Genomic DNA, 15,402 nt, shown 5'->3' with positions numbered 1-15,402 from the left:
GGTGCCCCGCCGGGCCGGACGGCACCCCCGCCCGGCAGGCCGGACCGCGCCCGCCCGCCGGGCCCGGCCGGACGGATCCAGGTGGCCGTGCCGCCCACGGTTCCGGCCGGACGGCTCCAGGTGGCCGTGCCGCCCACGGTCCCGGGCTTCGCGGCGAGGGGCTCGACACGGACCAGATCGGCGCCCGTGAGCAGGCCCACCTCTCGGGTGACCGCGTCGAACACCGTCTCCGGCGGAGCCGACCGCGCGATGAGGGTGGCGACCTCGCGCAGCGCGGACTGCTCGTGCGACAGCCGTACCGACACCAGCGCCGACTGCCGTACCCGGGCCGCCAGGTGTCCGACGACCGCCGCGGTGAACAGGAAGGCGGCCGACGCGGCGACGGTCTGCGAGCGGGCGATCTCGAACCCGTGCGGCCACGCGAACAGGTAGACGTAGGCCGTCACGCTCAGCACGGAGGTGACGACCGCGAGCACGGTCCCCCATGCCAGGGCCACCGTCATGACCGGGAGCATGTAGAGCGCGAGCAGGTGCAGGGGGACGACGTACGGCTCGAGGGCGTCCAGAAGGCCCGTGACCGCGGCGACCATCGCCGTACCCGTGAGCAGCCCGTTCAGCCGGTGCCGGCTCAGCTCCTTCACGCCACCCAGTGTGACACCGCACCCGCGCCTCCCACCGTCCCGGCCGCCCGGCCCCCGCCGCCGGCCGCGCCGCGGTCGACTCGGTCCGGAGCCCGTGAGAGCCTGCAGACAGACGCGGGCCCGAAGGCCGCGGGCCCTGCCGCACCGGACGGCGGAAGGCGGGTATGACGCGGTTGCGAGTGGTTCTGGCGGACGACGACGTGCTGCTCCGCCAGGGTCTGGTCGTCCTGCTCGAACGGGCCGGGGTGTCCGTCGTGGGTCAGGCCGGGGACGGCGACACCCTCCTGCGGGTCGCGCGGGAGACCGTGCCCGACCTGGCGGTGGTCGACATCCGGATGCCCCCGACCAACACCACCGAGGGGCTGGAGACGGCCCGGCTCATCCGCCGTGAACTGCCCGACGTCGGCATCCTGGTCCTGTCCGCGCACGTCGAGGTCGAGCACGCGATGGAGCTGCTGGCGGGCGGCCGGCGGGTGGGATACCTGCTCAAGAGCAGGGTCGCCGACGTGGAGGAGTTCCTGGAGGCGGTGCGCAGGGTCGCCCGGGGCGGAGCGGTCGTGGATCCCGCACTGATCCAGGAACTGGTCTCGGTGCGGCGCCGTGACAACCCCCTGGACGTGCTGAGCGAGCGTGAGCGCGAGGTGCTGGCGCTGATGGCGGAGGGCCGGTCCAACGTCGGTATCGCCCGCCGCCTCTGGGTCACCGAGGGCACCGTCGAGAAGCACGTCCACAGCATCCTCGGCAAACTGGACCTCGGCGAGACCGACGACGACCACCGGCGGGTACGGGCCGTGCTGACCTTCCTCCAGGCGCCATGACCCGCGGCCGACGCCGTGCGGCGGCCCTAAGGGTTTCACCCTCTGTCGAGCGGCGCCCCGGGGGCCTGCTCACCCCCTGTCCAGCGGCGCGCGGATCGCCGTGGGGCACCGGCCCGCGGCACCCCGCCGGTCCGCCTCACCCCCCGTCGAGCAGCGCGCGGATCGCCGCCGCGGACAGGCGGCTCTTGCACAGGAACCCGATCGCCGAGGAGGCCGCGGCCATCGCCGAGTAGTCCGTCTCCGAGCACGCGGAGATCAGGATGATACTGGGCGGACCGGCCGTGGCGTCCCGGCAGAGACGCTCCGCCAGCTCGACGCCGTTCTCCGCACCCAGCTCGACGTCCAGCAGGACGACGTCCGGCCGCAGCTCCTCGACGCGCTCGGCCGCCTGGGCGCCCGTCGAGGCAGCCCCCACCACCTCCACGCCCTCGCGCTCCAGCAGACAGCGGGCGGCGGCCAGGAAGTGGGGACAGTCGTCGACGATGAGGCAGCGCACCACAAGACGAGCCTCCCACATCCATGCACGGAGCAGCATTGAAGCTGTCCGGCATCCGGCAGGCACGCGAACCCGGCGAGCCGCCCGCGCGCCGGGTTCGCGTGCGGGGGCCCCGGCGGGATCGTGGCGGGCTCCCCTCCCCGGGCCCGGGGCCGCCCACCCGTCGGCGGGGGCGCCGGACGCTCCTAGGGCGTGGTCCCGCGAACCGCTTCCTCCGGCGGCGGCAGCGTCGCCTGGAGCCGGCGGAGGCCGTCGATGAAGACGTGCAGCCCGTAGTCGAACCGCTCCGCCGGGTCCGTGCCCGCCAGCGAGTCGAGCGCCGCCGCGTACTGTGGTGACACCTTGACGTCGAGCTGTGCCGTACGGCTGCGCCAGTCGTGGTCGGCCGGCAGCCGCAACTGGGCCTGCTCCTCGATGCAGTGGCCGAGCACGTAGTAGAAGAGGGCGAAGCTCATCCAGCCCGCCTGGGCGGGGGGAAGGCCGGCCCCGCAGAGCACCTGGACGGCCATGTCCGAGCCGATGATGGTGTTGGCCCCGGGCGCGAAGGTGCCGGCCACCACGCGGGCGCCGTCGCGATGGCGGAGCAGCGCCGTGCGGAGCCGGTTGCTCAGGATCCGGGTCCGCTCGGGCCACGCGACATCCGGCAGGGGGTCGCCGACGCCCTCGACGATCCTGTCGGCCACGGCGTCGAGCAGGGCCTCCTTGTTCGGGAAGTGCCGGTACAGAGCGCCCCCCTGTACATCGAGTGCCGCGCCGAGCCTGCGCATCGTGAGCTGGTCGAGGCCCTCGGCGTCGAGGAAACGCAGTGCTCCCTCCACGACGTCGGCTTTGCGCAACGGCATCGAGTCTCCCTTGATTGACACCCTCCGGACGCCATCGTAACGTGAACAGCGTTCACGTGAACGCTGTTCACGTCGATCGACGTAGCTCTCTCGCGGTCGTCCACCGAGGAGACTCCATGTCAGAGACCCGAGTACCGTCAACGCGCCCTGTCTTACGGCCGAGTCTGCCACTCGGCGTCCTCGTGGCCATGTCCTGTCTCGCCCTGTTCATGGTCGTGCTCGACGCCACCATCGTCACGGTGGCCCTCCCGGACATGCGCACCGGGCTGCACATGTCCGCCGGCCGGCAACAGTGGGTGGTCAGCGGCTACTTGATCACCCTGGGCGGCTTCCTGCTCCTGGCGGCCAGGGCCGGCGACCTCTTCGGACACCGACGGGTGTTCCTGTTCGGCGCGGCCCTCTTCACCGTCGCCAGCCTGATCGGCGGCATGGCGTCCGACTCCGCCGTCCTCGTCGCGGCCCGGATCGCCCAGGGCGCCGGAGCCTCCGCGCTGACCCCCGCCAGTCTGAGCCTGATCACCGTCGGCCACACCGACGCCCGCGAACGCGAACGCGCCCTGGCGCTGTGGAGCATGACCGGCGGGATCGCGGGCCTGGCCGGAGTGGTCCTCGGAGGTGTCCTCACCGCCGGACTGAGCTGGCGTTGGGTGCTCTTCGTCAACGTTCCCCCCGGCCTCGCCCTCTTCGTAGCCGGCCTGATGTGCCTGCTTCCCCCTGGCCTCAGGGAGCGGGCCCGGCTCGATCTGCCCGGCGCCCTCTGCGTCACCGCCGGCACCGGAGCCCTCACCTACGGGCTCTCGGAAGCCTCCGGCGAAGGCTGGAGCTCCCCGCGGACCCTGGTGCCGCTGTTCACGGCCGCGGTCCTCATCGCCGCCTTCGTGGTGGCCGAGTCGAGCAGCCCCCGCCCGCTCATCCCGCTCGAACTCCTCCGGCCGCGGACGCTGCGGATCGCGAACCTGGTCATGTTCTGCCTGGGCGTGACGCTGACCGCCCTGCTCTTCTTCCTGTCGCTGTACCTCCAACAGGTTCTCGGCTACAGCGCGTTGCGCACCGGCATGGCCATGCTCCCCGTCACCCTCGTCTTCATCGTCGGCGGCATCACCTCACGCCAGCTCGTGCCCGTGGTCGGCCCCCGGCCGCTGCTCGTGGCCGGCGGGCTCATCGCCGCCGGGGGGATCGCCTGGGTCGCCACCGTCCCGACCCGCCCCGCCTACGTGACCCACGTCCTCCTGCCCAACCTGGTCGGCGGGTTCGGCGTCAGCATCATGCTGCTCGCCGTCACCATCAGCGGCACCGCCGGGGTGGATCCGGGAAACGCCGGTGCCGCCTCCGGGCTGCTCAACACCGCACGCCAGCTCGGCGGAGCCGTCGGGCTCGCGGTGCTCGTGAACATCGCCTCCGGCGTGACCTCCCACGCGAGTCACGACCAGGGCCGCCTGGACGCCCTGGTCCAGGGCTACCGCGTCGCGTTCCTCGTGAACGGCGGGCTCATGCTCCTCGCCGCGCTGGCCGCCCTCGCCCTGCCGACGGCGGCGCCGGCCAGGGAGAAGACCCCCGAACCCGTCGACGGCAGGCCCGCGCCCACGCGGCCCTGACCCCGGCCCCCTGGAGCCGCTCGCCGGGTCGGTCGGCCTGCCCGGTGAGCGTCCCGTCGGCTCGGTCGACCGGTCCGGTGAGCGTCCCGTCGGCTCGGTCGGCCTGCCCGCCGAGCGTCCCGCCGGGTCAGTCGACCGGTCCGCCAAGCGTCCCGCCGGGTCGGTCGGCCCGCCCGCCCGGCGTCCCGTCGGACCGGTCGGCCCGCGCGACGAGCGTTTCGGCCTCGTCACGGAGGCTCCTGATCCCTCTCAGTGCCGCGTCACGCTCAGCGCGGATCTCCGCACCCTGGTGCGTGAGCCCGGCGAGGGACTGTTCCACCTGCACGATCCACTCGTCCAGGTGCCGCGTACCGGAGTCGTCGAGAGCACTCCGGGTCCGGACCGCCTCCTCTTCGAAGTGACGCGTGATCGTCTTCCGGCGCTTGCCGATCTTCATCCGCTCGCTCTGGTCCTGCACGACGCTCGTCAGGTCGAGCAACGGCCCCACGACCGTCAGCGCCCACTGCACCTTGCCTGCCGTACCGGCGACCTTCTCGGCCGCCTTGCCTCGCCCCCAGGGGTTGAACTTGCCCGTCTCGCCACTCACCTTCCTGCCGACGTTGAGCACCTTCCGGCCCACGCGCGTGTTGTTGATCCGGGTCGCGATGTCGGAGGCCACGCTTCCCTGCCCACTGTCGCTGTCCGCGACGCTCCCGAGCCACCCGTGGAACCTCCTGACGCCCGCCTTCACCCCTTCCTCCGCGCCTTTCCACAGCGCGCGTTCGAACCGCGATCCGTCATCCGGGGACACGTCGGTCACCGCCTCGGGCGAGTCGAGGGCGTTGACCCAGGCTTCGGGCTCGGGGACAACGGCTCCGTACTCCGCGACCAGAGAATCGAAAGCCGCCCTCATCGACGAGGAGAACTTGGTGTCGAACTCCGTCACCGCACAGACAAGTCGGTGTCTGACGTCGTCAGCGACGTCGGCGGGGACGCTGCCGTCCTTGTCCGAGACCCCGGCAGCGCACGTGCCTCCCGCCGCTCTGATCACGGACGCGACGACATCTCTCTCCCTCTCGCATGTGCTCAGCACACCCTGCTTCGCCCGCGAGACCGACTCCTCCACCTTCTTCGCGGTCTCTGCCGCCCTGAGTTCCTCGCCGTCCAGAACCCAGCGCTGCTCGGCGTCCGCCAGAACCCGCAGGAGTCCGTGTGCCTGCGCCCTCGGCCGGACACCGCTCACACCGGGCGCCACGATCCGCCGCAACTCGTCCGCGAGAGCGTCGACGCCGCTCTCCGCGAACAGCAGATCACGGTGAGCGTCCGTGAGGTGGGGGTCGTTGAGCGCGTCGACGTGGTCGCGCGCGTCGGTCGGCACGATCGGGACACGGTCGGCGAAGGGCCCGAGCCGCTTGCGGATCTCGTCGAGGATGACGTCGCGATCACTGTTCTCGGCGTTCATCTTGTTGACGACGACCACACTCCGGTCGGCGAAACCGTCCCTGTCGAGCGCTTGCAGAATCGCCGTGGTCTCCGCCTCGCCCGGGAGTTCGCTCGTCGTCACGATCATCAGCGCGTCCGCCCCCCGCACCCCGAGACGCGCCGCGGCGGAGTGCTCGTCGTCTCCGGACAGCGTGCCGGGCAGGTCGAGGAGCGTCACGCCGTTCCACGGATGCGGCGTCGGCTCGTGCGTCTTGGGTGCCGCGTCGACGAGTTCGTCGACAGCGGCCGAGGAGAGCCGGCGCAAGGCCGCGACGAGCATCGACTTCCCCGCACTGTACGGCCCCAGGAGCGCGATCCGCAGCGGGCTCGCATCTGCCCGGGGAAGGTTCGCCACCAGCCCGCGCGTACGGGCGTGAGCGCTCAGGAGACGCTCGGCCCGTGCACTCAGCGCGAGCACCTCCGCGGACAGTCCCCCGTCGTTCCCCACCACGCCGGCCGGCTTGCCGTCAACCATCTGTGTTCCCTTCACTCGCTCCGCGGGTGCCGTCTCCTGCGCCGCAGCTCGCGGAGTCCGGGCGTATCTCGACCCGTTCGGTGAGGACATCCACGAGCCGGTCCTGGAGACACGCCCGCACCTGCGCGCTCCGGGACGCGTCCGTCCGGACGCGGAGTACGACTCCCGGCGTCCGGTGCGCCGAGCCGACCGCCGCCGGGTCTCCGCCGGCAAGGGCCAGCAGGCGGCGCACCAGTACGAGGTCGATCGAATCGAGGGCGGACCGCACGGCCGCCAGCAGGCTCCGGAGTTGCTCGTACCGCTCCCGTGTACGGCCGATGTCCGCGGGCTGCTCCCGGAACTGGGCGGCGAGTCGAGCCGTCGTGTCATCGAGGATCCGCGTGAGCCGTGCTTCTTCTCTGCCGAACCGCTCGTCGAGCTCGGCCTCGGCCGCCGCCGCCGTCTCGCCGGTCCACTCGTGCTTCACCTGCTCCGCGCGATCGAATTCCCGGCTGACGGCTTTCGCCGCTCCGACCACGACACCCAGCAGGTGGCCCACCGTCACCATGGCAGGGGTGCCCTCGGGGCCGTCCGCGGCGCGCTTCCCCGCCGTCCCGCGGGCGGCGAAGGAGTGTGAGAGGGTCGTTCCCGCTCCCTCGGCAGCCACCGCGACCCAGCGCCAGACCGTCGTGTCGGGTCGCTGCCGGACACGCAGGCGCTCGTCGTCGTCCTGCCGCTCCGCGGCGCCTTCCCGCGCGCGCAGCACCCTCTCCCGTTTCCTCGTCTCCTGCTCGATCTCTCTCTCGAGGATCGCGGCGAACCCCTCCAGCTCCAGACCGGTGACGAAATCGCTCCATCGCTGTGCATGGTCCACGCCGCCCAGGCCCGGAACCACACCCGGCAACTGCTCCCTGGCATGGTGGCGCCTGGCCGCCAGGCAGTCGAGCGTGTTCCGGCCCGCTATCCGGATCGCGTCGAGCAGCGCGGCGTGCCGACCCGGCGCCGAGCGTTCGAGTTCGTCGAGCGCGAGAGCGATCCGGGGGAGTTCCTCGGTCACCCGGTCGTGGAACGCGGCCAGTGGCGTTCGCACGGCGTCGGCCAGCCGGACGGCACGAAGCGGAAGCGCACGCTCGGCCAGGAGCTGTGCGAGGGACCGTTCGAGCTCGGGCAGCCTGCTCGCCCGGAAGGCCCTGTCTCCCAGCTCGCCGCATGCGGTGGACAACGCCTCGTGCGCCGCACCGGAGTGGACCGCGAGGACGGTGGGCGGTGCGGCTCCGACCGCCTCGCAGACCTGCTGGATCCGGACGGCGTGCCCCGGCACGGACGTGAAGGCTCTCTCGGGCCGCTCGGCGAAGAGCTGAAGGCGAACGGGCGTGTCGACTCGTTCCTTCACGTTGACGACGGCGAGCAGAGGCTTCCCGGAGAGGAGGAGTCGCTGGAGTTCGGCGGCCTCCTCGTCGCGAAGCGTGTCGGCGTAGTTCCATATGACCGCGTCGGCGAGATCGCACGCGGCCCGGGCGCGTCGGGCGTCCAGATCGTCGTCCTTGGCGGCGACGCCGGGTGTGTCGAGGTAGGTCACGGAGCCGAACTCGAACGCGGAGGTCTCCCGTGTCGTCCGGTGCGCTCCCCGCCCGATCCCGGTTCGGTCGGCGTCGCGCATGAGGGCTTTGCGGAGCGTGGTCTTCCCCGACTTGGTCCGTCCGGCGACGGCGACGAGCAGTCCGCCCCGCACCGCCGGCATGTCCCGTACCGCATCGCGGAGTTCGCGTTCGAGCGCCCCGATGCGGCTGATGATCCGGACGAGTTGCTCGTTCTCCATCGCGTGCGCGGAGCAGGGCCTCCGCCCAAGGCGAGCCTCCGCGTCGGCCCGGAGGGTGGACTGGATGTCGCGGTAGGCCGATCGACTCGCGTCCGCCGCCCCGAACGCGTCGGTGAGTTCGTCGACCAGGGGCTCAAGAGCCGCGCGCAGATCCGGATCGGTCCGCCGCAGGTCCATGGCCGCCGCCACGCGGTCGAACAGCTCGATGTCCTTCGCGTACCAGGTCTCCAGCGCCCGCAGCTCGCCGAGACCGGCCCGGGAGGCGACCGCCGGCAGTCCCGTGGCCAGTCGCGCGGCCGAACTCGTGGCAGGCGGGGCCGGGGCAGCGGTCGTGTGCACGGGTACCCTCACGAGCCCTTGCCCGATCAGCGCCCGCACGGTGCTGTCCGCGAGCAGCTCCAGAGTGCTCCCCGGAACGGCGCCGGTGTCACGCGCCCCGATCGCCCAGACGAGGGCGTCACGCCGGTCCGACCTGAACAGGAACCGCTCCGCCGGCCCGAGCCAGCGCCACCATGCCGGCTGCCCCGACAGCACCGCCTCGTACGACTCCTTGGCGGCGCCGAACTCCCGCACCTTCTCGAGCCGCGTCACCAGTTCCCTGTTGTGCAGGTCGCGGGCTGCGGAGGCGCTGTGTCGGAGCACCAGTCCACGTGCGCCTGCCGCCTGGCGACCGCCTCGGCGTCGGCGCAGGTCGGTCACCGCGCGATCGACGTCGATCTCGAGGACCGAACGCCAGATCTGCTCGGGCCACTCCTGATCCGCACGGCGGCACCGCTCCAGGGCTCCGGGCAGGACCCGTTCCGCGAGCGCCACGGCCGCCAGGTCCGCCCGAAGCGCTTCCACCGTCACGCCATCGAGCGCCGTGAGATGGGACCGCAGCCCTTCGAGCCGCATCACCTCCCGCAGCGCTCGGGCCTCGCCCGGTGTCAGAGTCCGGCCCCGGGCCGTCGCCAGACGGATCAGATCCAGTTCCTCGCCGCACGCCGCCACGGCATCGGACATCCAGCGGAGGGTGCTCCCGGACGGTGGCGGACCGGCACACCCACACGCCCCGGCGACTGCCGCCACGCTCCCGGCGAGCCTTTCGAGCGCGGCCGGTCCGGCCACGGCGTCGACGCCCAACGGTTCGAGCAGGAGGGCCAGCACCTCGGCTCTGAGACTCGCCGTGTCGGTCACCACTACTCCTCGTGCGGGCGGAGGTCTCCGACTCCGGCGGCGGACCGGACTCGGAGGAAGGCCGGCCCGAGCGGACCCGCCCGGCCGGAACGTGCGTGTACACGTAGACGCGGACTCCCCGGGCGCGCGCACGGTTGCACGAAACCGTGGGGAAAACGTGTTCCCCGGTGCTGGCGTGCCGCGCGCACCGCTGTGCCGCGCGGACACCGACGGTCGGATGACCTGCGAAGCGGTGGACGGCGGACTGCCGCGCGGTGGCGGATGTGTCGGCCCGCCCGGTGCTACGGCGTGGTGGGCGGGTGCGGGGAGCGGAGCACGAGCAGGGTGATCTCGCTGGGGGCGAAGACGCGGAACGGCGGGCCCCAGAAGCCGGTGCCACGGCTGGTGTAGAGGAGCGTGCGGGTGCCGTGGCGGCTGAGCCCGGCGAGGGCGGGCTGGTCGAGGCGGACCAGGTGGTGGAAGGGCCAGATCTGGCCGCCGTGGGTGTGGCCGGAGAGCTGGAGGTCGACGCCGGCGGCGGCCGCCCGGTCGACGAACTTGGGCTGGTGTGCGAGGAGCAGGACGGGCAGGTCGGGGTCGGCGCCGTGCAGGGCTCCGGCGAGGTGGGCGCGGTGGCCTGCCAGGCCGGAGGACTCGGCGGTGACGTCGTCCACGCCGGCGATGACGAGGGTGTCGCCGCCGCGTTCGAGCAGCAGATGGCGGTTGCGCAACGGCTCCCAGCCCAGCGCGTCCATCAGCTCGACCCAGCCCTGGGCCTGGCTGTAGTACTCGTGATTGCCGGTGACGTAGACCCGGGCGTGGGTGGCCCGCACGGCAGCGAGCGGGGCGGCCTGGGCGCGGCGGCGTTCGGCCGTGCCGTCCGCGATGTCGCCCGTGTGGCAGACCAGGTCGGCTTCCAGGGTGTTCACCGTCTCGCACACCCGTGCCGACCAGCGAGCGCGGTCGAGTGGGCCGTAGTGGGTGTCGGTGATCAGGACGACACGCAGGCCGTCCAGCCCCGCACCCAGCCGCGGGAGTTCCACGTCGCGTCGGCGTACGCGTGGCACACGGCGGGCCTCGGCGTACCCCCAGCCGAGCAGCACGGCGGACGTGCCGAGGACGGCCCAGGTGACGATCCGGGCCCGGTCCTGGCCCTCCCCGACGCCGGCCACGGTCAGGGCGATCCGCAGAAGGACGCCGAACAGGACGGACCAGGTGAACAGGACCCAGCTCGCGCCCAGCAGCGTGTCACCGACGATCGCCGCCCGGTCCCGCTGGCGCCGGCCGTGGCCGCGCATCATCGCGAGGGGCATGCCGATGAGGCCGAGGGCGAAAAGGGCGGTTCCGGCGAGCGTGACGGGCAGCGGCCAGTGCTGGCCGGCGTGCAGGAGCACCCAGCAGGGCACGGCCCACAGCAGGAAGGGGGCGACCAGGGGGAGGTAGCGCATCAGGCGGTGCAGCCGGCTCGGCCGCGGCGCCTGCGCTTCGCCCTCGGCGGGCCGGGTGCTGCTGGTGTCGGTCACGCTTGCCCTCCCTGACCAGGCTGCCGTCCCGCGCACTGTATCCGGTCGCCGTCGGACCGGCCGGACCGGCGTTGTCATGATGGTGGGTGGCGGCTTGCGTGACGGGCAACCCGGGCAGTGAACGTCGACGACTTCCTGGCCGACGATGTCCACACCGTCCGCCTCACCACCGGGAGCCGGACCCTCGACGCGAGCCCTTCTTCGTCGTCGGTCTGATCGCCGGCATCCGCAAGGTGCTCATCGTGACGGCCGGGGCGGAGAAGTCCCTCCGGCGGAACGGCGAGGGGATCGAACTGCTGATCCTGGCGCGTCTGAACCTCCTGACGGCGACGGTGGCGTACGTGGGGCGGCGCTCGACGCGGTCGGGAGACCACTTCCCGCTCCGGGACGCGCGGCGCACCCCGTCGCCGGTGCCGTCGCCCACCTTGGGGTGCGCCCCGGTGCCGGCGCCGTCACCCATCTCGGTGTGCGTGCCCTGATCCGGCGCCTTCCGCCGCCACGGCGGTCCGCACCCGCCGCTCCTCGCGAGCAGAGCCGACGTCCCGTTCCAGGGGGGTGCGGCTCACGGCTGTCGCGAGGTCGTCCAAGGCCCGTTTCTGCAGTTCCGCTTCGCGTCGCACGACCGGGCTCCCGTCGCCGGCGGCGGCGTCCTCGGCGGCGGCCTCCTCCCACGCGTGGAGCGCCTCCTCCACGTGTCCCCAGTCCGGATTCCTGTGCTCGCGTACGGCGGCTGCTGCCTTTGAGGTGTCCGTCTCCAGGGCCTCGGCGAATCTCTCGGCCTCGGGGACGAAACGGCTGTCGGCCCGCGGGACGTGGCTCTCCATGAGCATCGCTGCCCGGCCGAACCCCTTGAGCGCCTCCTGCGCATCCTGCGCCTCGCGCGACGTCAGACCCCGGGGGCGGACCGGTTCCTGCCTTGCCCGGTCGTACGCCTCCTGCCAGGCGGCACGTGCCTCCCTGCTCTCCAGCAGTGCCCGGCGCATGTCGGCGTGATGCTCCCGGGTCGGTTCGGCGTAGTCGCGGAGCACCGCGGCCGCGTAGCGGCCGTCGGCGGCGAGCCAGTCCGCGAGCCGGCCCGGCAGCCGGGGTGTCTCCCACGCGGGGAACACCACGTAGGCCAGCATGGCCAGGGCCCCGCCGAGCAGGGTGAGTACCACCCGCTCCGGGACCGTCTGCTCCCACGCCTGGCCGCCCATGCCGAGCAGGAAGACGACGTATGCGGCGGTGAAGCACTGGGAGTAGGCGTAGCCGGTGCGGTTCAGCGTGTACGACAGGCCCGCCGAGACCACCGCCAGCGCGCCGGACACCTGGGCGTCCGGGCCCAGGGCCCGCACCACACCGGTGGCGAGTGCGACCCCCGCCAGGGTCCCGGCGAGACGGGCCACCGCACGCGCGTACGTCCGGTGGAAGTCCGGCCGCATCACCATCACCGAGGCGATGGGCGCCCAGTAGCCGTGGCCCAGGGGCAGCCGGGCGGCGATCTCATAGCCCAGCGTGGCCACCGCCGCCAGGCGGACGGCGTGCCGGAACACCGGCGAGTCCCGGCGGAGCTCACGGTGCACCGCCCGGATGACGACCGGGACCAGCCGCAGCATGGTCGGGCGCACCAGGAACCGGCCGCCGGCGAGCCCAGGCCGCGTGGGCGTCTCCTCGCTCACGCAACCGCTCCCGGCGATCTCCGACGCTTCACCGAGCAGTTCCACGAGCCGCTTCGCGGCTTGCCGCGCGGGGCCCTCCAGCACCTCGTGCTCCTCGTCGACGTGCAGGACGTCCGTGCTCTCGGGCCGCACCTCGGCGGGAGTGCCGTGGCGGATCGACCGGGCGGCCGCGTCCAGGACGTCGGCGGCCGCGTCGAGCAACTCCCGCGCGCGGTCACGCCCGGGTCCTTCCGCCGGGGCGCCGACGTCGGGGTCGGCGAGCGCGGCGAGGACCGGCCGGATGCGCTCGGCGAGCCCGCGGGGGCCGTGGAGGACGGGGGGACGGGTGCGGGCCTGTGACGGCGTCACGGCGGCCGCGTCCCGGGCCGTCATCAACGGCTCCGGGTCGAACGAGGCGGTCGGGTCGTGCCGCAGCCGGCGGGCGTAGTCCGCCACGCCGGCCAGGGCGTCGGCGAGCGCGTCACGATGCGCTCCCCAACGGCGGATCGGGAACAGCAGGATCAGCAGGGCCTGGGTCACGCCTCCGAGTGCGATGACCCCGGCGTGCTCCAGGGCTCGCCCGACGCTCGTGGGCAGGGTGATGGTCACGAGCATGCTGCCCACGGTCGTCGCTGCGATGATCCCGGCGGTCGTTCCGACGGCCCACGCCATTCCCGCGGCGAAGGCCCATACGGCCAGCAGCGGAAGGAACGTCACGAGTCGCCCCGCCGCCAGGTAGCCCACGAAGGTGCTGAGCGCCAGACCGGCGCCCGCACCGAGCGCGACCACCTTGCGCGGACGCCAGCTGCGCTGGAAGGTGGCCCCACCCGCGGAGTAGGCACCGAGGGCGGCGGACGCGGCATAGGCCGGGGAGATCAGCCACAACGTCGGCCCGACCACGATCGCCACCCCGGCGGCCGTGCGCAGCGCGAGCAGGGGCTCCAGCCGCGTCTCCTCGATCGTGAGCCCGGATCGCACGACCTCCCCGAAGGCCCGCAGCCACGTCACGGGTGTCCGCATGGCCGGAACGTCCTGCCGGGTCGCGTCGGCCTGGTCGAGGTGCGGCAGCCGTCGGGCAAGGAAGTCTCCCACTCGGCCCGCGAGCCGGCCGGCGGCCGCGGCCGCCGGCCGGGGTGCTGCCACGGCGGACACCGCTGAGCGTCCGCCGTCCGCCCTCCGGGCCGGAGCGCGGGCGGTCGCTGTCGGTTCAGGTCCGGCCGGGGCGCGGGTGATCGCTGTCGGTTCAGGTCCGGCCGGGGCGCGGGCGGTCGCTGTCGGTCCAGGTCCGGCCGGAACGCGGCGACCGCCCCCGGCCCCGCCCGGCGGACGGGCAGACCGGCATCCGTCGCCCGGGCCGGGCCGGGGGAGGCAGGCGGCACGGCGGCGCTGGGGCTCTTACCGCTTGTGGCCGTTGCCGTGGCCGTCGGGATGCAGGACGACCTTGGTCCAGCCCTCGTCACGGGCGTCGAAGTGCTCGTAGGCGGTGGGGGCCTCGTCCAGGCTGAGTTCGTGGGAGACGACGAAGCTCGGTTCGGCCTTCCCGCCGGCGATCAGGTCCCGCAGCGCCCGGTTGTACCGCTTCACCGGCGCCTGCCCGGTGCCCATGTGCTGGCCCTTGAACCACATCAGGCCGAAGTCGATCGGGACCTTGCCCTGGGCCTCGAGTTCGCCCTGGGCCTGCGCGCCGCCGGGGTCCTGGGGGAGGAACACGCCCACCACGCCGATGTCGCCCGTGAACCGGACCGAGTCGATCAGGCCGTTGAGGGTGAGGCTGGCGTCCTCGTGTCCCTGGGGGTCGTGTGCCTGGTAGCCGACGCATTCGCAGCCGTTGTCGGCGCCCAGGCCGAGGGTGGCTTCCTTGACGACCTCCGCGGGGTTCTGCTCGGCGGTGTTGATGGGGATGGCCCCGATCTCCTCCGCCTTGCGCAGCCGGTCGGGGTGGTGGTCGGCCGTCCAGACGCGGCCGGCGCCCTTGAGGAGGGCGGAGTAGGTCGCCATCAGCCCGACGGGGCCGGCCCCGAAGACGATGGTCTGGTCGCCCGGTTTGACGTGGGCCATCTCGGTGGCGTGGTAGCCGGTGGGGAAGATGTCGGCGAGCATCACGTAGTCGGTCTGGCGTTCGGCGGCGTCCTCGCCCAGGCGCAGCGCGTTGAAGTCGCCGTAGGGCACGCGCAGCAGTTCCGCCTGGCCGCCCTGGTAGGGGCCCATGTCGGCGAATCCGTAGGCGGCTCCGGCGAGGGCCGGTTCCGGCTGCATGGTCAGGCAGTAGTTGGTCAGGCCCTGCTCGCACTGCTTGCAGAAGCCGCAGGCGATGTTGAAGGGCAGGACCACGTATTCGCCGACCTGGACCTTGCGGACGGCCGAGCCGACCTCCACGACCTGGCCCATGTTCTCGTGGCCCAGGGTGCGGCCGGACTCGAACGAGGTGCGGCCCTCGTACATGTGCAGGTCCGAGCCGCAGATGTTGGTGGTGGTGATCTTGACGATGATGTCGCAGGGGTGTTCGATCTTCGCGTCCGGCACGTCCTTCACGGTGACCGTTCGCGGTCCTTCGTATACCGCTGCTTTCATGGTGACTTCCCTTGATGTCACGGCCTGGCGGTGAGGAAAGGGCACACAGAGCCTGACTCCCGGAAGCGCTGCGACGGGGGCCCGGGGCTCCGGTACTCCTTGGGGGCCGTTCCACCCGGATCAGGTGGAACGGCGGTCATGCCGCCGGCCCGCCAGGCGGAACTCGGCGCTCCGGCGGCGTTGCGTCCGGGTCCCCGCCCGCCCCCGAGACGAAACAATCACGCACCGACCGATCAGCGGAACATCCGCACCGCGACGGCCACCGACCGACGGCACCTCCCCGGCTCAGCTCACCGGCTGGTCACCGTGGTCGTCCTGCAGCATGCTGCGACGTTCCTGTTCGCGCTTGGAGTAGGCGGCTGCCCGGATCGCCTCGTCGCTCTCCAGACC

At 72.8% G+C, this 15,402-nt stretch carries 10 protein-coding genes; 2 read left to right on the top strand and 8 right to left on the bottom strand.

The window, feature by feature from the left end; all coding sequences use genetic code 11:
- The coding region (locus tag GT045_RS06965; protein ID WP_161333620.1) for a DUF4118 domain-containing protein at positions 1 to 641 on the bottom strand (641 nt) is incomplete at its 3' end.
- A gap of 164 nt (positions 642 to 805) precedes the next feature.
- Here GT045_RS06965 and GT045_RS06960 point away from each other — a divergent pair.
- Positions 806 to 1,459 carry a response regulator transcription factor gene (locus GT045_RS06960; RefSeq protein WP_161289627.1) on the top strand — a complete coding sequence of 218 codons (654 nt, stop codon included), beginning with the start codon at positions 806 to 808 and terminating at the stop codon, positions 1,457 to 1,459.
- A 136-nt stretch (positions 1,460 to 1,595) separates the two neighbouring features.
- Here the strand turns inward: GT045_RS06960 and GT045_RS06955 are convergent, their stop codons facing one another.
- Both GT045_RS06955 and GT045_RS06950 read right to left on the bottom strand, forming a co-directional pair.
- The gene (locus GT045_RS06955) at positions 1,596 to 1,958 is read right to left on the bottom strand and encodes a response regulator transcription factor (RefSeq protein ID WP_345942568.1); all 363 of its coding nucleotides are present in this window, start codon (positions 1,956 to 1,958) and stop codon (positions 1,596 to 1,598) included.
- A 182-nt stretch (positions 1,959 to 2,140) separates the two neighbouring features.
- Positions 2,141 to 2,797, bottom strand: coding sequence for a TetR/AcrR family transcriptional regulator C-terminal domain-containing protein (locus GT045_RS06950; RefSeq protein ID WP_161293817.1), 657 nt, complete (start codon positions 2,795 to 2,797; stop codon positions 2,141 to 2,143).
- Positions 2,798 to 2,985: 188 nt separating this feature from the next.
- Here GT045_RS06950 and GT045_RS06945 point away from each other — a divergent pair, with 188 nt between their 5' ends.
- Positions 2,986 to 4,392: an MFS transporter gene (locus tag GT045_RS06945; RefSeq protein ID WP_161333619.1), complete on the top strand. Its 1,407-nt coding sequence runs from the start codon at positions 2,986 to 2,988 to the stop codon at positions 4,390 to 4,392.
- Between the two features lie 127 nt (positions 4,393 to 4,519).
- Here the strand turns inward: GT045_RS06945 and GT045_RS06940 are convergent, their stop codons facing one another.
- The 5 genes from GT045_RS06940 to GT045_RS06920 all read right to left on the bottom strand — a co-directional run bounded on the left by GT045_RS06940 (position 4,520) and on the right by GT045_RS06920 (position 15,012).
- Positions 4,520 to 6,328, bottom strand: coding sequence for a GTPase domain-containing protein (locus tag GT045_RS06940; RefSeq protein WP_161333618.1), 1,809 nt, complete (start codon positions 6,326 to 6,328; stop codon positions 4,520 to 4,522).
- Positions 6,321 to 9,128, bottom strand: coding sequence for a GTPase (locus tag GT045_RS06935; RefSeq protein WP_161333617.1), 2,808 nt, complete (start codon positions 9,126 to 9,128; stop codon positions 6,321 to 6,323). The genes GT045_RS06940 and GT045_RS06935 overlap by 8 nt, the downstream gene beginning before the upstream one ends.
- Positions 9,129 to 9,583: 455 nt before the next feature.
- Positions 9,584 to 10,804 carry a metallophosphoesterase gene (locus GT045_RS06930; RefSeq protein ID WP_161333616.1) on the bottom strand — a complete coding sequence of 407 codons (1,221 nt, stop codon included), beginning with the start codon at positions 10,802 to 10,804 and terminating at the stop codon, positions 9,584 to 9,586.
- Between the two features lie 452 nt (positions 10,805 to 11,256).
- Positions 11,257 to 13,449, bottom strand: coding sequence for an FUSC family protein (locus GT045_RS06925; protein WP_161333621.1), 2,193 nt, complete (start codon positions 13,447 to 13,449; stop codon positions 11,257 to 11,259).
- Between the two features lie 387 nt (positions 13,450 to 13,836).
- Positions 13,837 to 15,012 (bottom strand): glutathione-independent formaldehyde dehydrogenase, encoded by a 1,176-nt coding sequence (locus tag GT045_RS06920; protein ID WP_161294380.1) that lies wholly within the window; start codon positions 15,010 to 15,012, stop codon positions 13,837 to 13,839.
- Positions 15,013 to 15,402: the final 390 nt, after the last annotated feature.

The organism is Streptomyces sp. SID486 (genome assembly GCF_009865385.1).
In the GTDB taxonomy this organism is placed as follows: Bacteria; Actinomycetota; Actinomycetes; order Streptomycetales; family Streptomycetaceae; genus Streptomyces.
The sequence above is the reverse complement of the archived record's forward strand: the minus strand, read 5'-3'. Positions and strand labels throughout refer to the sequence as shown.